At 63.6% G+C, this 18,373-nt stretch carries 20 protein-coding genes; 7 read left to right on the top strand and 13 right to left on the bottom strand.

The window, feature by feature from the left end; genetic code table 11:
* Positions 1 to 379: 379 nt before the first annotated feature.
* Genes ACVISU_RS36235 through ACVISU_RS36225 form a run of 3 tightly spaced genes read right to left on the bottom strand, consistent with a single transcriptional unit; the run spans position 380 to position 1,804 of the window.
* Positions 380 to 880 (bottom strand): phage holin family protein, encoded by a 501-nt coding sequence (locus tag ACVISU_RS36235; RefSeq protein WP_050402050.1) that lies wholly within the window; start codon positions 878 to 880, stop codon positions 380 to 382.
* 11 nt (positions 881 to 891) lie between these two features.
* Positions 892 to 1,194, bottom strand: coding sequence for a DUF883 C-terminal domain-containing protein (locus ACVISU_RS36230; RefSeq protein WP_050402051.1), 303 nt, complete (start codon positions 1,192 to 1,194; stop codon positions 892 to 894).
* Positions 1,195 to 1,234: 40 nt separating this feature from the next.
* Positions 1,235 to 1,804 carry a sll1863 family stress response protein gene (locus ACVISU_RS36225; protein ID WP_456710161.1) on the bottom strand — a complete coding sequence of 190 codons (570 nt, stop codon included), beginning with the start codon at positions 1,802 to 1,804 and terminating at the stop codon, positions 1,235 to 1,237.
* 310 nt (positions 1,805 to 2,114) lie between these two features.
* On the opposite strand from ACVISU_RS36225, the gene lepB reads away from it, so the two are divergent.
* A complete protein-coding gene (gene lepB / locus ACVISU_RS36220; RefSeq protein ID WP_456710160.1) occupies positions 2,115 to 2,693 on the top strand; it encodes a signal peptidase I in 579 nt (192 codons plus the stop codon).
* 219 nt (positions 2,694 to 2,912) lie between these two features.
* Here the strand turns inward: lepB and ACVISU_RS36215 are convergent, their stop codons facing one another.
* Positions 2,913 to 3,092, bottom strand: coding sequence for a hypothetical protein (locus ACVISU_RS36215; RefSeq protein ID WP_095733549.1), 180 nt, complete (start codon positions 3,090 to 3,092; stop codon positions 2,913 to 2,915).
* 147 nt (positions 3,093 to 3,239) lie between these two features.
* On the opposite strand from ACVISU_RS36215, the gene ACVISU_RS36210 reads away from it, so the two are divergent.
* Positions 3,240 to 3,680: a WapI family immunity protein gene (locus ACVISU_RS36210; protein WP_456710159.1), complete on the top strand. Its 441-nt coding sequence runs from the start codon at positions 3,240 to 3,242 to the stop codon at positions 3,678 to 3,680.
* Between the two features lie 126 nt (positions 3,681 to 3,806).
* Entirely contained in the window at positions 3,807 to 4,067 is a 261-nt protein-coding gene (locus tag ACVISU_RS36205) for a hypothetical protein (protein WP_456710158.1), read from the top strand.
* Positions 4,068 to 4,477: 410 nt separating this feature from the next.
* Here ACVISU_RS36205 and ACVISU_RS36200 read toward each other — a convergent pair whose 3' ends face one another.
* The 3 genes from ACVISU_RS36200 to ACVISU_RS36190 form a co-directional block, all read right to left on the bottom strand.
* A complete protein-coding gene (locus tag ACVISU_RS36200; protein WP_456710157.1) occupies positions 4,478 to 6,499 on the bottom strand; it encodes a pyrroloquinoline quinone-dependent dehydrogenase in 2,022 nt (673 codons plus the stop codon).
* Positions 6,500 to 6,571: 72 nt separating this feature from the next.
* Positions 6,572 to 8,005, bottom strand: a complete 1,434-nt coding sequence (locus ACVISU_RS36195; protein ID WP_456710156.1) for a caspase family protein — start codon at positions 8,003 to 8,005, stop codon at positions 6,572 to 6,574.
* Between the two features lie 132 nt (positions 8,006 to 8,137).
* The gene (locus tag ACVISU_RS36190) at positions 8,138 to 8,365 is read right to left on the bottom strand and encodes a hypothetical protein (protein ID WP_097676049.1); all 228 of its coding nucleotides are present in this window, start codon (positions 8,363 to 8,365) and stop codon (positions 8,138 to 8,140) included.
* 181 nt (positions 8,366 to 8,546) lie between these two features.
* Here ACVISU_RS36190 and ACVISU_RS36185 point away from each other — a divergent pair, with 181 nt between their 5' ends.
* A complete protein-coding gene (locus ACVISU_RS36185) occupies positions 8,547 to 8,978 on the top strand; it encodes a hypothetical protein (RefSeq protein ID WP_456710155.1) in 432 nt (143 codons plus the stop codon).
* Between the two features lie 252 nt (positions 8,979 to 9,230).
* Positions 9,231 to 10,409 (top strand): GNAT family N-acetyltransferase, encoded by a 1,179-nt coding sequence (locus ACVISU_RS36180; protein WP_456710154.1) that lies wholly within the window; start codon positions 9,231 to 9,233, stop codon positions 10,407 to 10,409.
* 205 nt (positions 10,410 to 10,614) lie between these two features.
* On the opposite strand, the gene ACVISU_RS36175 is transcribed toward ACVISU_RS36180, so the two are convergent.
* The 3 genes from ACVISU_RS36175 to ACVISU_RS36165 form a co-directional block, all read right to left on the bottom strand.
* The gene (locus ACVISU_RS36175) at positions 10,615 to 11,253 is read right to left on the bottom strand and encodes an NIPSNAP family protein (protein ID WP_456710153.1); all 639 of its coding nucleotides are present in this window, start codon (positions 11,251 to 11,253) and stop codon (positions 10,615 to 10,617) included.
* An 85-nt stretch (positions 11,254 to 11,338) separates the two neighbouring features.
* Positions 11,339 to 12,004, bottom strand: a complete 666-nt coding sequence (locus ACVISU_RS36170; protein ID WP_456710152.1) for a DsbA family oxidoreductase — start codon at positions 12,002 to 12,004, stop codon at positions 11,339 to 11,341.
* A 63-nt stretch (positions 12,005 to 12,067) separates the two neighbouring features.
* Positions 12,068 to 12,892: a helix-turn-helix domain-containing protein gene (locus ACVISU_RS36165; protein WP_050401154.1), complete on the bottom strand. Its 825-nt coding sequence runs from the start codon at positions 12,890 to 12,892 to the stop codon at positions 12,068 to 12,070.
* Positions 12,893 to 12,964: 72 nt separating this feature from the next.
* Between ACVISU_RS36165 and ACVISU_RS36160 the strand changes: the two genes are divergently transcribed.
* Positions 12,965 to 13,423, top strand: a complete 459-nt coding sequence (locus ACVISU_RS36160; protein ID WP_456710151.1) for a tyrosine-type recombinase/integrase — start codon at positions 12,965 to 12,967, stop codon at positions 13,421 to 13,423.
* Positions 13,424 to 13,593: 170 nt separating this feature from the next.
* On the opposite strand, the gene ACVISU_RS36155 is transcribed toward ACVISU_RS36160, so the two are convergent.
* On the bottom strand, positions 13,594 to 14,805 hold the full coding sequence (locus ACVISU_RS36155) for a CaiB/BaiF CoA transferase family protein (RefSeq protein WP_456710150.1): 1,212 nt from the start codon (positions 14,803 to 14,805) through the stop codon (positions 13,594 to 13,596).
* Between the two features lie 2 nt (positions 14,806 to 14,807).
* On the bottom strand, positions 14,808 to 15,575 hold the full coding sequence (locus ACVISU_RS36150; RefSeq protein ID WP_456710149.1) for an enoyl-CoA hydratase/isomerase family protein: 768 nt from the start codon (positions 15,573 to 15,575) through the stop codon (positions 14,808 to 14,810).
* A 232-nt stretch (positions 15,576 to 15,807) separates the two neighbouring features.
* Between ACVISU_RS36150 and ACVISU_RS36145 the strand changes: the two genes are divergently transcribed.
* Positions 15,808 to 16,884, top strand: a complete 1,077-nt coding sequence (locus ACVISU_RS36145) for an AraC family transcriptional regulator (RefSeq protein WP_456710148.1) — start codon at positions 15,808 to 15,810, stop codon at positions 16,882 to 16,884.
* Between the two features lie 130 nt (positions 16,885 to 17,014).
* Here ACVISU_RS36145 and fahA read toward each other — a convergent pair whose 3' ends face one another.
* Positions 17,015 to 18,358 (bottom strand): fumarylacetoacetase, encoded by a 1,344-nt coding sequence (gene fahA, locus ACVISU_RS36140; RefSeq protein WP_456710147.1) that lies wholly within the window; start codon positions 18,356 to 18,358, stop codon positions 17,015 to 17,017.
* Between the last annotated feature and the right edge of the window lie 15 nt (positions 18,359 to 18,373).

Raw genomic sequence — 18,373 nt, 5'->3', positions numbered from 1 at the left:
AATGTCTGCAAAGGGTCAAAAAGCCACCCACCGCGCCCCAACCCGGCCACTCCCGCTCCGCACAAATAAGCTGACCTGTTGATGGACGGCTGGACCTTCAGCTAAGGGAGCGACGTGCGAGAGAGGCCGCCAACTGAGGCGGCGTCTCAGAATTCTCCCCTAAAGCGCGATGTGATTAGGTTGAATCGTCATCGCGCTTTAGCTCTTTGACTGAGCGTGATCTTCTCGGAAACCGCTTCGCACTTTTCCGGATCATGCTTTAGTCAAAGCCAAAGAACCTGCAGAATTCATCAAGCGCCGCGCGGCCTACATTCGCGCGCCCGATCCGGGCGTTACTGCAAGCGAAACGGCGCACCTGCAGGCACTTGCGCCGGTGTGGTCACGAATGCTCCTTCTTCGACCGCAGTCCTCGGAGCACCGATAAGGCGGCTGGCACCAGCAGTTTTTCCGCCGCGACGTCGAGCGGATTGTGCACGAGCGCGGTCACGCTCTGCTTCACGTTCCTGATCTCCTGGCCCAAGACATCGATCGTCAGCTTGATGTCGCGCGCATCCTCATGAAGGGATTCTAGCGCGGTCTTGCGGACCTCGAGCGCCACGTCAATTTCCGGTCCCGGATGGGACCTTAGAGCGATCAGGAGCACGATCGCTGCAATGGTAAAATCCACGAGCGCCAGAACGGTAGCCGCCCAGACGGTTCCAAGCGAATTTTGCAACGCGTTATAACCGGCGACATTTGCCATTCCGAGCCCGAACACCGCGATCAGAGCCGCAAAAGCCAACAAGCCAAGCCGGCGCGCGAGCACGTTGAGCCAAATTTTCCCGACCAGCATGTCCGCTTTGCGCAGGACCTGAAGATCGCGCAGAAGATGATCGATCATGGTTGGGCTCCTCAGCGCCTGCCGAGCAGGCGGCCGATCAAGATGCCGACGACCAGTGCGCCGGCAACGCTCTGGGTCGGGTGGGCCGAAATGCTCTTCTCGGCCTCACCAAACAGTTCGGTGACTTCGTCAGCGAGTTGGCGCAGGTAACCCTGCAGCTCGGCTTCGTCCGGCGCCGAAGCCGCCGTGGCGCTTGCCGGTGGGGGCGATGCTGCAGCCGATTGCTCGACCACTGCGGTGCGATTGTTTTTGGCGCTCGCAAGCTCGTCCTGCAGCGATTTCAACTCGCGCGAAATCAGGACATCGGTTGCCATACATCCCTCCTGGACTGGCTGTTGCGAACCAAGCGGTTGTTCAGCTCTTCGAGCCAGAGCCCTTCAGGGCGTCCCATGCGGCTTGGTTGGCTTGATCGAATGCCTTGCGGGATTCCGCCAACGCGGCGCCCAGGACCGACCAGGACTCGCTCCCCGCCTGCTTTAGCTTCTGAAGACGCGCTTCCGCTTCAGCCGCATCGATTTTCATCTGCTTGAGTGCGGCATCGACATCGACGCTGCGGGCCGCGGCCACTTTGGCCGCCGCCTGCGCCGCTGCAATATCCCTGAATGTGGCCTGCTGCTGCTCGATCTGCTTGCCGGCGCCTTCAAAATAGGTCTTTACCTGGCCTTCGAACCCGTTCCATTGCTTTTCAAGATCCGTCTTGGCGCACGCCAAAGCGTCTTCGCTGGCTTCCACTTGCGTTTTGAGCAGCGCTCGAAATTCGTCACGACGCTCTTTCAGATCGGCGACGATCTGATCGACCTTGACCTTGGACTCGGCCTTTGCCTGGTCAGCTCTGACCTCGAAGGAAGCCAATGCGGCGTCCATCTCGTCGATCCGCTCTTTGGCCCAATTCAGGTGTACATGCATGCTGCTCTGTTCTGGCATGACCATCTCCTTGACTAGTTGATCAATTATTTCCGAGCTTGGCCCATCTCGTGTTGACCTGCGTCAAGTTGGAGATCCGCCATGTCTCTTGTGGGTCAAAAGCGGATGTCCAGCGCTCCGGCGGAAACGTCAGCTACGGGCCATAAGGAGATATGGAATGAAGGAAAGCCGCCAACCCCGGTGGCAAGTTACCGGGTGTAATTGACATCATGCTGAGCCTGGATGCCGGAGAGATCAGGTTGCCTTTGCACCCGCGATGATCAATGGTCTATGGTGGGGGCCTAAAACCTCTGCGCAAACCTATCATTCGATGTCCATCCCCGCCCTGATCCTCTCGCTCGTCGCCAGCCTGCTGAAGCAGCTGGCGGTCGAATCGTCATCGATGGCCCCGACAATTTTGGTCGGCGACAGCGTCAGCATCGTCGCCTATGCCGCTGGCACGATTCCGGAGCGCGGTGATGTTGTTGCGTTGACGTCGCCCAAGTCAGGCACCTCGGCTCCGTTCCTCAAGCGGGTGGTCGGACTGCCGGGCGATCGCATCCAGATGCGGGATGGGCAGCTCTGGATCAATGGCCAGCCGGTGAAGCAGGAGAAGATGCAGGATTTCGTCGGAGAGCGTCTTTGCGGCGTGCCGGGCGTCGCTCCGGTCAAGCAATGGCACGAGACGTTGCCGAACGGTGTCAGCTACCAGACGCTGGATTGTCGGGCGCAGTCGGCTCTCGACAACGACAATGTTCACACCGTGGCGGCAGGTGCACTCTTCGTCATCGGCGACAATCGGGACAATTCGGTCGACAGCCGGATGCCAATGCAGATGGGTGACGTGCCTTTCGGCAACATCGTCGGCCGGGTCGAGCGTGTGATCCCTGGTCCGGCGAGTCGGAAGTAGTCTCGTTGCGCTAGGCCGAGATCAACACCAACAGCTACTCGTTGCCGCGGCGGCTGTTCGGGGGAGCGGGTGGCGCTTACTGACTATGTCCGGTCTACCCCCCGACAGCCAACATGCAACTGAGCCTCCGGCTTCGTCGGTATGGGCCAGAAGTGGAAGTCAACGCGGTGAAATGAAAGAGTCCGCCAACTGACGCAGCATACGATCTCAGCCTTGGGACTACTTGAGCCCGAACAGCCAAAATGAAAAAAGCCCCAGTGCGCCAATGGCAAACTGGATTAGCAGGTCGAAGAGAATGGTATTCTTCCAATTGAACTGTGAAACGGTGCCGCAATCAGGGCATTTGTCACGCCTTGCGCCTAACCAACGACCGCAAGCCTGACAGAACAAGTACTTCATGCAATCTCTTCATCACGGCAAGAGAGACGGAGACAGTAGGAACTCCGGCCCGAAGGAAAGCGGTCAAAGGTCTGCTCAGGGCCAAGAGGCGACATAGTCCACAAAGCAAATGTGGTAACGTCCGGCATGCTCTGTACGTGAGGTTTCATGAATTCGGTCGAACCAGACCTTAAGCTCGGCGGGTTCTCACTTTGGGTGTTCGGCCGCCAATTCCCCAATGCTACCGATTATTGGGACGGAAACTGGTTGAATGTGCGAGCACGGATCGAGGCACCGGGGGCGGTAGTTCAGGCGCAGGGTAGCTTTGTTTTTGCGCCCGACCTAGCCAGCTTCACCCGAGAACTTGAAACGCTCCATACGGTGTTGGCTGGTGAAGCCCGGCTACGCTCTTTGGAACCCAATCTGGAGATTACAATCCAGTGTGGTACTGGCGGCCACGTGACGGCAAAATTTATGATCACGCCCGACCATATGACCCAGTCGCACGAATTCGAATTCCACCTTGATCAGACCTATCTAGGACCTCTATTGGACGGATGCAGAAGCGTTTTGTCGCGCTGGCCAGTACGCCCGCAGATTTCTGCTTAGGGTCAAAATCGGTCCTGCCATCGATCGAATTGGACGCAAGTACGTCTCCAATCGTCTAGAAGCGGACGCCGGATTGGAAGTTCTCCGGGCTGAACATGACCAGCCTCATTAGCTGAGGAGGTCAACATGACCGTTATCCCAAGTACCATCCCCGCCATCTCAAAGCACGTTCCTTGGAATAAGGGGAAGATAGTCGGCGCAAAGCCGCCGCTCCGTCCGAAGCACGTCTGGTCAATCCGAACCAAGCTCCAGGTTGAAGGCCGAATGCGCGACCTGACACTGTTCAACGTCGCCATCGATAGCAAGCAGCGCGGCTGCGACGTCGTCGCGTTGAAAGTTGATGACCTTGCGCCAGGTGGATATTCGGCCGACCGCGCGACCGTCTGACAGAAGAAGACCGGCCGGCCTGTCAAATTTGAACTGACGGAAACGACCCGTCAAGCAATCGACGATTACCTGCGGATCACGGGCAAGAAGTCAGGAACCTGTTCACTGGCCGGCGGCTGCATGGACGCTGGCGTCAACCTATACCGCGCAAAATGATCAATTTTCGATGAAGCGGGGCGCGGATTCTGCTTCGGGTCAAATACAGCGATCGACGATCGTTGACGAGAAGTCCGGACTACACCCAATACCGGACCGGTCAGAAGCGGCGCCCGCACTATTTCGGAATATTAGAAATGTATCCCTGAGTTGCCCGACGTGTCAAGCTGCCTTTCGAACGCCGGCGGCCGCCGGCTACTTTGCATGGGGTTGTTTTCGATATTTTGCAGCTGCGCGCCTGCGGCAGGGAGCACCTAAGCGGATCGCGAGCGACGGCTGCGCCAGCGCCATAACAGCGCAACGAGGGCCACGAGTACGAGTCCGGCGGCCATAGCCTTGGCGGTGAACCGCCCACCGGGCCGGTCGATCAGGCGAGTCCACAACGATGCCCCCTCGCCCTGGCGCGGCAGGCGAAATGCCACCACGCTGTCGCCGATCGACGTGCCGCCCTCGGAATGGCCGCCAGCGCCGATCACGACATACTGCTCACCGTTCCAGAGATAGGTCATCGGATTGGCGACGCCTGGCACCGGAAGCCGGCCGAGCCACAATTGCTTTCCCGACTTGACGTCGAACGCGCGCAGATAGGCATCCATCGCACCGGTGAACACGAGGCCACCCGCGGTGATCGCGACGCCACTGAGCAGCGGCGTGCCGGTATTGAGCGCGATGCCGAGCGGCGCGAGATCCTCGCTGGTGCCGACCGACGCATGCCAGAGGATCTTGCCGGCCTTGAGATCGACCGCCACCGTCTCGCCCCATGGCGGCTTGTTGCAGGGCGTCCCGACCGCCGTCATCGCCAGCGCCCGCGACATCGCCAACGGCGCGCCCTGCTGCTGGCCGAAGTCATAGCCGGGCGGCGGATTGAAGCCCCTGGCCTGCTCGCGCGGAATCAGCGTGACGACATGCGCCGCGTGACTGACATTGGCGAACAGGATCTGGTTGACCGGATCAAAGGCCGCACTGCCCCAGTTCACGCCGCCGCCGGTCATCGGATAGACGATCGTGCCCTGCGTCGACGGCGGCGTATAAAGCCCCTCATTGCGGGATTGCGCGAACAGCCTGTCGCACGCCGCGCTTCCGATGCCCGGCAGCAGGCCGCCGACATCATCGGCCGTCATCCGCTGGGTCAGCAGCGGCGGCACATGGGTCGGGAACGGCTGCGTCGGCGACAGTGTGTCGCCCTCGGCGCCGTTCTGCGGCACCGCGCGTTCCTCGACCGGCCACACCGGCTTGCCGGTGTCGCGATCGAGCACGAACACAAAACCCTGCTTGGTCGGCTGGATCACGACGTCGCGCATGCCCGAACCGGTGTCGATCCGCGCCAATGTCGGCTGTGCCGGCAGGTCATAGTCCCAGACGTCGTGATGCACGGTCTGGAACGCCCATGCGAGCTCGCCGCTCTCGATCCGCAACGCGACGACGGAATTCGCGTGCTCGTCATTGCCGGGGCGCTTGCCGCCCCAGAAGTCCGGACTGGGCGACGTCGTCGGCAGGAACACCAGGCCGCGCTCCTCGTCCACCGACATCGGTGCCCAGACATTGCTGTGGCCGGCCTCGACGCCTGCATGCACCAGCGGGTCGAAGGTCCAGCGCGGCCGGCCGGTCCGTGCATCGAAGGCGCGCACCGCGCCGACCGGCGCATCGACCCGCCGGTTGTCGCCGATCGCAGATCCCACCACGACCACGCTGCGTCCGGTCACCGGCGCCGACGTGATCTGAAACTCGCCGGGCCATTCCAGCTTCATGCCGGCGTCGATCTTGATCTCGCCATTGGTGCCGAAATCGGCGCAGGGTTTGCCGGTCCTGGCATCGAGCGCGATCAGGCGCGTGTCGTTGGTGCCGGTGAAGATGCGCGACTTGCAGGCCGCGCCATCCGCCGCGCGATCATCGGTCCAGTAGGCGACGCCGCGGCAGACAAACCGATTGGCCGGCCGCTGCGCCATGCTGATCTTCGGATCGAACCGCCATTTCTGCGCGCCGGTGCCGGGATCGAGCGCGATCACCTCGTTGAACGGCGTGCAGAAGATCAGGCTGTCCTCGACGAACAGCGGCGTCACCTCGAACTTGGTGCGCTTCATGACCTCGGGCGGACGCGCCTCGAGATCGCCGGTGCGGAATTCCCAGCCGCGCACCAGCGTGCCGACATTGTCTGTCGTGATCTCAGTCAGCGGCGAGAAGCGCGTGCCTCCGCGGTCGCCGCCCCAATACTCCCAGGCGAGCGCCGGCTGCACGCACAGCACCAGCGCGGCAAGCAGGCGAATCAGCGACCGCATTGCGTCCTCCCGCAAGATGCGATCATCACACGCCGCATCTCATGCGGGAAAAGCCTTTACGCGAATGCCACGTCAGTATCCACCCCTGCGATAGCCGCCGCCATAATGGCCGCGATAACCGCCGCCGCCGATGCCGATCCCGATTCCGATCGGCGGCCCGACCGGTTCGTAGACCACGGCCGGAGGCGGCCGGCGCACCACCACGACGTCATCCTCGACCACGACGCGCGGCGGGCGCTTGCCGGCGCGCCGCGGCGGCGGATCGGGATCGGCACGCTTCTTCACGGGCGCGGCCGCCTTCTGCTCCTGCTGCGGCGGCGAATTGTTGCAGGGACAGGTCGGCGCCGCCAGCGCGACGTTGGTCGCGGGCACGCTGAGCGCTGCGGCCGGCGCCGCCTCGGGACGGTAGCGCAACCGTTCGATCATCTTCCGCGCGGTCGCCGTGAGATCGCTGTCGGGATACAGCACGAGGAAGCTGCGATAGGCCGCCGCCGTGTTGGCAACAATGGCGTCGTTCCAGGCCACCATGCGCCGATGCCGGTCGAGCCAGTCGCGCGCCTGCAGGCCGCGCGGCGTGCCGGCGAAGATCGCGGCGAAGGCTTCATAGGCTTCATCAGTGCCGTCGACCACGATCAGTTCATTTGCCGCTTCGATCGACTTGCCCTGCAATTCGCGTTTCCACTCGTCGACGGTGCGCTTGGTCGCGGCCGGCGTCGGCGCGGCCGCGGGCGACGCCGACGTACCTGCCATGAAGCGGAAGTCGTCGGTGAGCGACGAGGAATCCCACGGCGTCTGGCGGCCGTCGGTCGCCTTGTTCACCGCCAGGCGGACGCGCTTGAAGGTGTCCTCGATCGGAATCCCCGGCTCCTTCGCCGAAGCCAGCAGCGCGGTCGTATAGGGGCTGTTGGCGCCGCTGCCGTCCTCGGCCTCGGCACCCGGCGACGTCGAGAACGAGACAAAGGTGCCGGGCGCGCCGATCCTGGCGTCGACGATGGCCAGCCCATGCCCGGCGGTCTTGCTGAGTTCCGGGAACGGATTGTTGCGGCAGGCATCGAGCAGCACGATACGCATCCGGCTCGGCACCGAGGTCAGGGTGTTCAGGATGTCGTTGACGCGAACCGCCTGGATCGGGATGTCGGCCTCGCGCTTCGGGTCGACATCGACCGGCACCAGATAGTTCTCGCCATCGATCTGCAGCCCGTGCCCGGCATAGAACACCAGCGCGACGGTATCGGCGCCCTTCGCCGCCACCTGGCCGGCGAAGTCGCTGATCCTTGCGCGCATCTCATCCTGGGACAGGTCCGATGCCGTCGTCACCGCGAAGCCGGCATCGGTCAGCATTTGTGACATCGCCCTGGCGTCGTTGGCCGGATTGGGCAGCGCGGGCACCGACTTGTAGGCGGACTGCCCGATCACCAGCGCCAGACGGCTTTCCGCCAGTGCCGGCACGGCACCGAGCAGGATCGCAGCCGGAACGATCAGGCCAAGGAGCGAACGGCGAAGCATGGCGGCCTCCGACAATGGCATCGGAGATGGGTCGAAAGCCGTCAGGTGAAGGTTCACGCCGTGCGGCAATCTGCTGCTGCCGGCGACGGTTCTCGGGCCCGAATTGTCGCAGGGATCGGATCGGCCCGGCGGCTATTTCGGCTTCTTCGCTGGATCCGCGGCTGGCTTGGTGACGCCCCAGGGATCGTATTTCTCCTTGGGCTCGGGGATACGATCGAGTGCGGCCTTGTACGCCTTCTCGTCGATCTGAGGCTTCTTCTCCGTCTTCCTGTCGTCGCCCCCGCCGCCTCGCCGGCCCTGGGCCAGGGTCGGTGTCGCGATCAGCGCCAGAATGACGGCAGCAACCGTGAAGCTTTTCATGTCAGTCTCTCTCCCCCGCAGCCCCAGAAACATCCGGCAACATCTCTACCCCAAACATGACTTGTCGCTCGACATTTGTTGATCGACAAAGCGCCGCGCGATGCGGATTCAGCCCCACCAGGGGGGCGCAATGTTGGCGGCGGCACATTAAATCGACCGAATGGGACAGGGACAGGTACAGATGGCGGCGCTGCTGGCCGGCGCCGCCTTGATGTTGAGCGGCTGCGGGCTGGCGGACAGCCACGCGGTATGGCCCGAGATGTTGAAGGTCAAGGCCACAGAGCCGGCGCCGCTCGAGACGCCTCCGGACGTCAAGCACCTAGTAGCCGGCAAGCTGGATTCGGTATTCACCGCCGGCTCGCAGCCGGCCCATGTGCGGGTCTCCGCTCCGCTGCACGACCCGCGCGGCACCGGATGGACCGCCTGCGTGCGCGCCGAACTGACCTCGGTGATCGGCAAGCCGCTCGGGACGCAGACCTACCGCATCTTCATCAATGAAGGCGCGATCTTCGATCGCCGGCAGGTGGAAGCTGACGACAATTGCGTGACCGAGACTTACGAGCCGGTCGAAAGCGCCGTTCAAATGGAAGCGCAACGAAGCGCCAAGCCTTAGCGTCTGACATTGTTCTGCCGGCGAGCGGCAATGCCGATCGCGACGTTGTCGCCGTATCGTTGCGAGCTTTCCCGATCCCCCAGTCACGTTCCAGCAGCGCCGCTGCTGTCGCCGTCATATGCTGAACGACCCGTTAACATTACCGCTCAAATTGCCGGATGGCCTCAACGGCATTTTCCATCTCTGTCCGCTAGCGTTGCCTGCGATGAACGCAAAGGCCGACCAGCCTTGCAGACCGGGGAAACATGGGACGTGGCCGATATTGCTGACCAGGCAATGATCCGCCGTGCATCGCGCAAGGATGCCACGGATGATCGCGCATTGCCGCCGCTGTCGGCCGCGCCGGTTGGCGCATGGCGGGCGCTGGCGGAGCGTGCGATCGAGGCCAATGGCTACTACCAGCCCGACTGGGAATTGGCGGTCGATGCCTCCGCGCGCGGCCGCACCGGCGCATCGCTGCTCAGCGCCACCGGCGATGCCGGGCAATTGATCGGGCTGTTGCCGGTCATCCCAATGCAGCGAATCTACCGAATCCCGCTGCCCGCGCTGGTCGGCGCCGAACCCTATGGCACGCTGTGCACACCGCTGCTCGACCGCGACGCCGCCGAACTGGCCGCCGGCAAGATGCTCCAGCAGGCGCGCAATGCGGGCGCGCATGCGTTGATCCTGCGCACCATGTCGCTCGAGGGCCCGGCCATGGCGGCGATCCGCGCGGTCCTCGCGCGCGACGGTTTGCAGCCGCGCGTGCTGAGCGCCTATCAACGCGCGCAGCTCGATGCGACGCGCAATGCCGATGAGCTGCTGCGCGACGCGCTCGGCCCCAAGAAGCTCAAGGAGCTGCGCCGGCAGCACCATCGCCTGTCCGACCACGGCGCGGTGCGCTTCGACGTCGCCCGCACGCCGCGCGACGTTGCGGCGGCGCTCGAGACGTTCCTTGCGCTCGAAGCCGGCGGCTGGAAGGGCCAGCGCGGCACCGCGCTCGGCCAGCATGCCGGCGACGCGGCCTTCATCCGCCGCGCGACGTCGGCGCTGGCCGAGACCGGCCGCTGCGAGATCGTCACGCTGCATGCGGGCGGCACGTCGGTCGCAAGCGGCATCGTGGTACGCCACCAGGACCGTGCCTTCTTCTTCAAGATCGGTATCGACGAGCGCTTTGCGAAGCATTCGCCGGGCGCGCAATTGACGCTGGAGCTGACGCGCCATCTCTGCGCCGATCCTGCGATCAATTCGGCCGATTCCACCGCGGCGCCGGGCCACCCCATGATCGACCCGATCTGGCGCGGGCGCTTCGCGATCGGCGACGTGCTGCTGCCGCTGCGACGGCGCGATCCGCTGGTCGCCGCTGTTCATGCCGCATTGACGCTGAACAGATTCGGCTATCAAGCCGCGCGCAGTGCGGTCCGCTTCATCCGCAGCCGGCGGACGGCCTGATTCAGCGCGGCCAGTGATTTACCCTTTCCTAGCCATGCAGACACACCAGGAAACAATCAGTTCGCCGCCGTCAGGTTGGTGTCAGCTAGCCCTTCTAGCGTTGCTGTGCGCCGTTTCTCAGGCGGCGCATGCCCTTGCCTGGTAAGCCTCATCCGATCGAAGCATCGGGTGAGGCTTTCTGCCGGCGTTCTCGGCGAGGCCCGCCTTACTGCAGCGGTGAGTGCGGCGCCGGCAGCATGATGGTCGAGTGCATTTCCTCGAGCAGCTGCGTGCCCTTGCTGAGGAATTCCAACCACGCCGGATCCTTCATCGCAGCGCCACGTGCAGCAGCGCGGGCGTTGAGATCGGGATAGGCCCAGATGTGGCAGACCTCATTGGGCTGACCCGCGTCGGTGGCCCAGAGGCCGACGATCTTGGAATGTTTCTCGCGCTCCGGCATCACGCCGGTGATCAGGTCGAGCCATTGCTTGGCGGCGCCGAGCGGTTTGGCGCGATAGTTGCGGAATTCGTAGAGGTTGCCCTTGGTGGCAGGCGCCACCGGCGGGATGATCGCATTCAGCAGCCGGACCTCCTGGCGCACCAGGAGCGGACGAATCGCCGGAATGTACTCACCGGTCCAGCGCGGATTCTTCGCAAGCTCGGCTCGCAGGCGGGACCGCTCGTTGAGATCGGCGTAGCTCCACATGTGCATGACCTGATTGAGCGGCCCGATCTCGGTGATCCAGTAGCCTTCCAGCTTGCCGAAATTGTCGCCGCGGATGTCGCGCGAGATCGTGCTCGCCGCCTTCACCATCTCGCCGACGGTGCCTGGACGTACCGTGTAAGTGCGCAGCTCATAGATCATGATGGTCTCCCTGGTTGTTTCCGATGGATCGTATAGGCAAACGAAAAAGCCCGGCATGAGCCGGGCTTTCGATGGGAATTGCGGACTACTCGGCGGCCTGCGCGTTGATCTCGGCCGAGACCTGGCGGATGGCGCGGGCGAGTTGCTCGGCCGGCTGGGCGCCGGACACTGCGTATTTCTGCGCGAACACGAAGGTCGGCACGCCGGAGATGCCCTTCTCGGAGGCTTCCTGGGCTTGCGCGGACACCAGTGCCACATCCTCGTCGGTGGCCAGGCGCTCGCGCACGTCGTCGGCGTCGAGCCCGACGTCGGCGGCCGCCTGCACCAGCACGTTGGTGTCGGTGAGATCGCCGCCGTCGCGGAAATACAGCTCCATCAGCCGCTGCTTCATCTCGGCCGCCTTGCCCTTGGCCTCGGCCCAGTGGATCAGGCGGTGGCAGTCGATCGTGTTGGGCTGCCGCTTGACGAGATCGGGATGGTAGGTCAGCCCCTCCTCATTGGCGGCGGCGACCACGCGGCCGGCGATGCCCTTGTAGGCCTCGACCGAGCCGAATTTGGCGGTGAGATATTCGTCGCGGCTGATGCCCTCGCGCGGCACCCAATTGTTGAGGAAGAACGGCCGCCAGTGCACCTCGACCGGCACGTCGGGCACCAGCTTGAGCGCATCCTCGATGCGATGCTTGCCGATGTAGCACCAGGGGCAAACGACGTCGGAGACGATATCGAGGCGAAGCGGCTTCAGATCGCTCATGGCAGGGGTTCCCGGCGGAATTGGAACCCCGAAAGTAGGCCGAAAGCGCCCCAAGACAAGCCGCTATTTCATACTGGCTGCCATCTGCCGCATCCGCTCGGCGGTCAGCTCGTCGGCCGGGAAGAAGGTCTCCAGCGCCAGTTCCTGCAGCGTGACGTCGACCGGGGTGCCGAACACCATGGTGGTCGAGATGAAGCTCAGGATCTCGCCATTGAGGCGAAGCTTGAAGGGCAGCGCGACGTTGTTGTCGGTCGTGATCGGGGCCGACCGCGCCGGGATCGGATAGGACTTCAGGTCCTGATAGAGCTTGAGCAGCTCCGGATCGGCCGTTGCCTCGCATTGCCGATGCAGCCGCTCCAACAGATGCGCGGCCCATTCCGCGAGGTTCACGGTACGCGGCGCCAGGCCCTCCGGGTGGAAGGCGAGCCGCAGGATGTTGAAGGGCTGACCGAGCAGCCGCTGCGGCACGCCCTCGAGCAGCGGCGCCACCATGCGGTTGGCGGAGACCAGATTCCAGTGCCGGTCATAGGCGAGCGCCGGGTTCGGCTCGTGCGCCTTCAGCACCAGATTGATCGCCTCGCGCGCCGATTTCAGCGCGGGATCATCCAGCGAGCGTTGCGGGAATGCGGGCGCGAAACCCGCAGCAACCAGCAGCACGTTGCGTTCGCGTAGGGGCACGTCGAGGCGCTCCGCCAGTTTGAGGACCATGTCGCGCGACGGCGCCGAGCGGCCGGTCTCGACGAAGCTCAAATGCCGCGCCGAGATCTCGGCATCGACGGCGAGGTCGAGCTGGCTGAGATGGCGGCGCTGCCGCCATTCGCGCAGGTGCTCGCCGATCAGGACGGGTTTTGCGGGCTCGGCCCGCGCCAGGGATGCATGTGCGTTCATGGTGCAAAACCTACCATGCGAAATTCGCCCGTTCCATTACGCCTGAGGTAATGGAAATTGGTACCTAGCGCCTTGAGATTACTGGATTTATTTTTCGGCGGTTGGCCAAATACCAACAAAAATGCCAACACTTCTAAGCCAGTCGGCGACACCAAAAAATTCTTGGCAGGCCGACTGGACGTCGGCCAACAAGGCTGGCGACGGGTTCGCAAACTAGCCCAAGCTCGCCGGCTCTGGCCGCCTAAGCGCGGCGTTCACGCGAGCGACGAGTTGAAAATCCACGACCTGCGACATGAAGGTACCAGCCGTCTGTTTGAGGCCGGGCTGTCGATCGAAAAAGTCGCTCTGGTCACTGATCACAAGGATTGGCGGACGCTGCGCCGGTATACCAAACTAAAGCCCGAAGAGCTTCACAAATCACAAACAGCGCCGCAACCGACTCTGGAGGAATTCATCGCGACACTAGCAGCTTCCAAAGTAAACCATCGCAAGCCTCTCGATTACCTGCGAGCGCGGGGCATCGAACGTTAGAACCTGCGGTGAGAGGGTTCGGATAACAGTTTGCCGCCTGCATCGCGAGTCACGCCCTAAATTTCCGCTGCGGAATATGCTGAGAGGTCGTCACGGATCGTCTGATGCCGTCGGCTTTCTTCCTCCGTTCAATCGAACCCTTCTTTCAACTATGTCCGGACACACTCTGTCTATCGTCGGCTGAGCAGGACGTTGCGCTCTTTCAGATCCTTGATCCTCTCGGACTCAAAGTCGAGCTGGCCAAGGATGTCTTCGTTGTGCTCGCCCTGATAGGCCGGCAAGCCTGGCAATGGCAGTTCCGAGCGGCTAAAGATCCAAGGATTGCCTGGCATTCGGACCAGTCCGCCGGCGCGGTCATCGACCTCGACCACGGCATTCCACTCCTTGGCCCAGTCGGTCTCCACGAACTCATTGACGGTACGCAGGCGGCCGACTGCGAGGCCGGCTTCGCTAACCTGTGCCTGCAACTGCTCGAGATTCTCGAACGTCGTGATCCAGGCGCGGATTTCAGCGAGCAGCGGCGCGAGGTTCTTCCGACGAAGGTTAGCGGTGGCGTAGCGCGGATCAGCCAGCAGATCGCTTCGCCGCATCATCGCGCAGTAGCGCGTGAACATCGGTGAATAGATTGGGCTGGCAGCGATCGTCAGGCGGGTGCCATCGGACATCTCGAAGATGTGCGACTCATTAGCTGACAGCGCGATCGGCTCGCCGTCCGTGTCGATGCCCGACATCATCGCGCCAGCGCGCTCATTGACCGACAGCATCGTCGCGGCCATCGACACGTCGACGTGCTGTCCCTCGCCAGTGCGGTCGCGATGCTGGAGCGCGGCGAGCACGGCGATCACGCCGTGCAGCCCGGTATAGACGTCGGCATGGCTACAGGAATCGCCGCGCGGCTCCGACAACGCCGCGCCGAAATGGTCCTGCACGATCGAGGTCAGGCCGGACTCGGCCTGCACCGTAGGCGCAAAGGCCGGCCGATTGCGCCAGGAGGTCGACTGCCCATAGCCGCTCAGCGAGACATAGATGATGTCCGGATTGAAGGCACGGACGTCGTCGTAGCTGAATCCGAACCGCGCTAAGGTGCCGGGACGGAAATTCTCGACGACGACGTCGGCATCCTTACACAGGCGAGCGACGATCTCGCGCCCCTCCGCGTAGTTCAGGTCGACGCTGAGGTTTCGCTTGCCGGCATTCTGCTGCACGAAATAGAGGCCCATGCCGCCGACATAGGGCAGTCCGGCGCGGGCGATGTCGCCGGACGGCGGTTCGATCTTGGTGACGTCGGCGCCGAGATCCCGCAGCGTCTTGGTGCAGTGAGGACCTGCCAGCACACGGGTGAAGTCCACCACCCGCAGTCCTTGAAGAGGCGAAGCCGACATCGTCAGTCTCCCTCGAAGACGGCCGTAGCCGGACCCGACGCGAAGAAGGCATCGGCGCCGCGCTGGCGATCCCTGGTCTTCCAGATCATGTTGTTGATCTCGACCTGGCGCGCGTCTGCGGCCGCGACGCCGCCGCGCGCCTGCAGGTTCGCCTGCATCTTGACGCCCTCGATGACCTTGGTCGGGCCGGCGGCAAGCTGCCGAGCCATGGTCATCGATGATGCGCCCAATTCCGCTTCCGGTACGACGAGGTTGACGATGCCCCAGCGTTCGAACGCCTCGGGCGTGTGACGGCGGCCCAACATCGCGATCTCCTTGGCCCGCGCGATGCCGGCGCGATGCGCGATGCGTTGCGTGCCGCCGAGCAGCGGCAACAGTCCGACCGCGACCTCGACCTGGCCGAGGAACGCGGTGTTCGCCGCGATGATCATATCGCAGGTCAAGGCGAGTTCGAGCCCGCCGCCGAGCACGCCGCCATTGACGGCAGCAACCGTCGGGACTGGCACATCCTCGAGACTGCGCCAGACTTTTTCGAGGCCGGCCTGATCCGTATGCAGCTTGGTGCCTGTTCCCCACGACGCCATCTCTGCGCCGGCGCAGAAGTGCCGCATCGCACTGCGCAGCAGGATGGCGCGGCAGCCGGCCGCGACCACCGCGTGGTAGGCGCGGATCACATCATTGATGAGCTGGTCATCGAGCAAATTGTGCGGCGGCTTCGCCAGCGTCACCACGCCAACCTTGCCGTCCATCTCATGAAGTACTGTCGCCATCGGGTTCCCTCCGCTCAAAGTCGGCCAGCCGCGCCCTCGACGCGGCGGCGGACGTCTCCTCAATGCGGGCGGTTCTGCACGGCGCCCGCTGTTCTGATGTTTTGAATGTCGTTCGTCATAACAAGCGTGACAACGTCAACCTCTGCCAATTATGATGTCGAAAATTGCCAAACGGCCGAAAGAGCCGTCCGTCGGCCTGTCAATCTGTGCCAGCCGGACGGGGAGGAATGTCATGAAGCCGATCAAGGTCGTGATGCCGATCTCGAGCGATCCCGATGCGCCGACGCAGAGCCTGCTGGGCCTCGGCGCGCTGGCCGCCGAGCTCGCGGCGCAGGGCGTATCGGTTCGCGAGCTGTTTGCGCGGACCGGTCTCGACGCTTCCCAGCTCGAGGATCCCCATGCCCGGATCTCGCACCGGCAGCGGCTGGCGATCTACCGCAACGCGATGCGGCTGGCAAAGCGATCCGACATCGGGCTGCTCGCGGGAGCCCGGCAACGCATCAGCGATTATGGCATCTACGGCTATGCGCTGGTGTCGAGCCGCACATTCGGCGAAGCGCTGATGTTCTCGCTCGATCACATCACGATGGCGGGGCCCGCGGTGCGGCAGATCAGCTTCCGGATCGAGCACGGAACGACCGCGATCCTGCGCAGCGATGGGCTCGACCCGCTGGGCGAGTTGCTGCCGTTCGCCGCGGAGTTCTGGCGCAGCTCGATGACCGCGGTGTTCAGCCGCATCCTCGAATCGCCGTTCCCGAGCAAGCGGATGATCTTTCCGTTCGCCGCCCCCGCGCACTGGCGCAACTACGAGCGGATGTTCAACTGCCCGATCGACTTCAGTGCCGATCGGATGGAATGGCATTTCGACGCCAAGGTGCTCGATCTGCCCTGCCCCAACGCCAACCCGATCACCGCGAAGATCTGCCACCAGCTCTGCGACGTCGTCATGACCGAGCGGCCCGGCGAATCCGAGCTGGTCAGGCGGATCAGGGCCGCTTGTCTCAACAGTCCCAACCGATTTGCCGGCGCGCCGGAGATCGCAGCCCAGCTCGGCCTATCGTTGCGAACCTTCCACCGCAGGCTGGCCGAAGACGGCCAGTCGTTCCAGTCGATCGTCGACGGGATGCGGCGGTCGATCGCGACGGAGCTGCTCGAAAACACCCATCTGGCAATCGACCAGGTCGCCGAGCGTGTCGGGTTTGCCGATGCCACCAGCTTTCGGAAGGCGTTCAAGAAATGGACAAACCGCTCGCCGTCGGACTTCCGTCACCCTACAGGGCCGCGAGCAGCAGCATCGCCAGACGCGTGACAAGGAGCAGCGACAGCCCAACCGCCGAGGTCACGAGCTGTCCGAAGTGGAAATCGTCCAGGTCGACCGCTCCCGTTTGAAGGTGTACGTAGATCAGCAGCGATTGACACTCCATATCAGCCTCCGGCTATCAGGCGTGGTTGCTTCCAGAAATGACGGCATCGGCTGGGCCGATTCGGCCGACACATGAGCCGAACCCGATACTCGCAAAACCTTCCCGGCTGCAGCGGCCGCGGAAAGTCACCTCGTCGCCGTCCTCGAGGAATCCGCGGCGCTCGCCGTTCGGAAGCACGGCCGGCCTCGCTCCTGCGGCGGTGCACTCAAGCATGCTCGAGAGCTGGGCCGTGCTTGGACCTGAGATGGTGCCGGTACCGATCAGGTCACCCGGCTGCAGATTGCAGCCGTTGATGCTGTGGTGAGCGACCATCTGCGCTGGCGTCCAGTACAGATATCTTGCGTTGGACGAGAGGATCGCCGCGGCGGGCTGGTTCACGGCACGCATCTGTGTGGTCGACAGCATGACTTCGAGATGAATATCGAGTCCGCCGTGCGATTGATCGGCCCTGTCGAACAGATAATCCAGTGGGCGCGGATCGCCGTCCGGCCGCGCCAGCGCTGCGACACGGAACGGCGCCAGCGCGTCGGATGTGACGACCCAAGGCGACACCGAGGTGGCAAAGCTCTTGCTGAGGAACGGACCGAGTGGAAACATCTCCCAGCGCTGGATGTCGCGCGCTGACCAGTCGTTCAGCAGCGAATAGCCTACAATCTGCTGCCCCGCTTCGGCGAGCGGAACGGGACTGCCGAGGCTGTTGCCGGAAGCAAGGTAGAAACCCATCTCGAGCTCGAAATCCAACCGTTCGCACGGGCCGAAGCTCGGCGCACCGCCCACTACCGTTGGCGGACGCTGCCCGAACGGCCGCCGCACGATCCCACGCCCGACCTGCACGGACGAGGCGCGGCCGTGATAGGCGATGGGAACCCATTTGTAGTTGGCGGGAAGCGGGTTCTCCGGCGTCAGCAGCGCACCTGCCGCCTGTGCGTGATAGATGCCGGCATAGAAGTCCGTGTAGTTCGAGACGCGTGTGGGCAGATGCAGCGTTGCGTCGGCAAGCGGCGTCAGCAGTTCGGACGCATGGCGCCTAGTTTCATTGGCCGCGCTGCCCTGGCCAAGCACATCGGCGACACGGCGGCGCAGCTCGCGCATCGCCACGGGTCCGAGCGCGAACAGCTCATTGAGCGTGCTCCGCCCGAGGGCTTGGCGGATCGGTACCGCGAGGCGCTCGTCCGAACCGAGCGCTCGGTTCAGGTCGAAGACTGAATCCCCAATTGCGACGCCGGTCCGCGGCCGAGGATCGGCCGCGGTGCTGAAGACACCGAGTGGCAAATTCTGGATCGGAAAGTCGGTTGCGTTGCCGTTTGCCGCCTCGACAAAGCTGCGCCCGTGCCGGGTCGTGGGTCTCGTCGAGTTCATACGCGTTGGCCATGC

The organism is Bradyrhizobium sp. USDA 4452 (assembly GCF_054063575.1).
The sequence above is the reverse complement of the archived record's forward strand: the minus strand, read 5'-3'. Positions and strand labels throughout refer to the sequence as shown.

Bases quoted from the DNA above. Each gene is read 5' to 3' on its own strand.
- ACVISU_RS36235 (WP_050402050.1), bottom strand. From the start codon at position 880: ATGATCGATCATCTTCTGCGCGATCTTCAGGTCCTGCGCAAAGCGGAC.
- ACVISU_RS36230 (WP_050402051.1), bottom strand. From the start codon at position 1,194: ATGGCAACCGATGTCCTGATTTCGCGCGAGTTGAAATCGCTGCAGGAC.
- ACVISU_RS36225 (WP_456710161.1), bottom strand. From the start codon at position 1,804: ATGCCAGAACAGAGCAGCATGCATGTACACCTGAATTGGGCCAAAGAG.
- lepB (WP_456710160.1), top strand. From the start codon at position 2,115: ATGTCCATCCCCGCCCTGATCCTCTCGCTCGTCGCCAGCCTGCTGAAG.
- ACVISU_RS36215 (WP_095733549.1), bottom strand. From the start codon at position 3,092: ATGAAGTACTTGTTCTGTCAGGCTTGCGGTCGTTGGTTAGGCGCAAGG.
- ACVISU_RS36210 (WP_456710159.1), top strand. From the start codon at position 3,240: ATGAATTCGGTCGAACCAGACCTTAAGCTCGGCGGGTTCTCACTTTGG.
- ACVISU_RS36205 (WP_456710158.1), top strand. From the start codon at position 3,807: ATGACCGTTATCCCAAGTACCATCCCCGCCATCTCAAAGCACGTTCCT.
- ACVISU_RS36200 (WP_456710157.1), bottom strand. From the start codon at position 6,499: ATGCGGTCGCTGATTCGCCTGCTTGCCGCGCTGGTGCTGTGCGTGCAG.
- ACVISU_RS36195 (WP_456710156.1), bottom strand. From the start codon at position 8,005: ATGCTTCGCCGTTCGCTCCTTGGCCTGATCGTTCCGGCTGCGATCCTG.
- ACVISU_RS36190 (WP_097676049.1), bottom strand. From the start codon at position 8,365: ATGAAAAGCTTCACGGTTGCTGCCGTCATTCTGGCGCTGATCGCGACA.
- ACVISU_RS36185 (WP_456710155.1), top strand. From the start codon at position 8,547: ATGGCGGCGCTGCTGGCCGGCGCCGCCTTGATGTTGAGCGGCTGCGGG.
- ACVISU_RS36175 (WP_456710153.1), bottom strand. From the start codon at position 11,253: ATGATCTATGAGCTGCGCACTTACACGGTACGTCCAGGCACCGTCGGC.
- ACVISU_RS36170 (WP_456710152.1), bottom strand. From the start codon at position 12,004: ATGAGCGATCTGAAGCCGCTTCGCCTCGATATCGTCTCCGACGTCGTT.
- ACVISU_RS36165 (WP_050401154.1), bottom strand. From the start codon at position 12,892: ATGAACGCACATGCATCCCTGGCGCGGGCCGAGCCCGCAAAACCCGTC.
- ACVISU_RS36155 (WP_456710150.1), bottom strand. From the start codon at position 14,805: ATGTCGGCTTCGCCTCTTCAAGGACTGCGGGTGGTGGACTTCACCCGT.
- ACVISU_RS36150 (WP_456710149.1), bottom strand. From the start codon at position 15,575: ATGGCGACAGTACTTCATGAGATGGACGGCAAGGTTGGCGTGGTGACG.
- ACVISU_RS36145 (WP_456710148.1), top strand. From the start codon at position 15,808: ATGAAGCCGATCAAGGTCGTGATGCCGATCTCGAGCGATCCCGATGCG.
- fahA (WP_456710147.1), bottom strand. From the start codon at position 18,358: ATGAACTCGACGAGACCCACGACCCGGCACGGGCGCAGCTTTGTCGAG.